The sequence below is a fragment of the Vibrio sp. 1069 genome (genome assembly GCF_033340555.1).
The window spans coordinates 1-509 of the sequence record NZ_JAWOWP010000988.1; the positions used below are offsets into that span (position 1 = coordinate 1).

Annotated in this window: 1 pseudogene; it reads right to left on the reverse strand. The window is 47.2% G+C overall.

Annotation, left to right across the window (positions count from 1 at the left end):
* Positions 1-147 precede the first annotated feature (147 nt).
* A pseudogene (locus tag R7040_RS30190) lies at positions 148-509 on the reverse strand (FAD-dependent oxidoreductase); the annotation flags it as partial.

A 509-nucleotide genomic window follows, 5' to 3' on the forward strand; every position in this document is an offset into this window, starting at 1 on the left:
CCAACAGATTTGCTGTAAGACAGCGGTAAGCGTTGGAAGGTGTAAGCCTTATTTGGGACGGGACAAAACAGAAATAAAAAGCCACCGACTTGCGGTGGCTTTTTCTATTCTATGGTTTCAACATTGAAACTGGCTGAATCGCCGATATCAGTGAAGCTTAAGGATTGGACGCAATACACGGGTAATACGGCCAACCAGCATCATCAAGCCTGTTTTGAACACGCCGTGAAGTGCCATCAAGTGCATGCGGTATAGTGAGATATAAACAACACGTGCAATACGGCCTTCAACCATCATCGAACCTTTGGTTAAGTTACCCATCAAGCTACCTACTGTAGAGAAGCGGCTTAGAGACACTAAAGAACCATGGTCTTTGTACACGTAGTTTTTCAACTCACGACCATTTAGCTTCGCCACAATGTTGCTGAACGCTTGGCTAGCCATTTGGTGCGCAGCTTGCGCACGAGGTGGCACAAATGAGCCGGCTGGTTGTGTGCATTGCGCCAAGT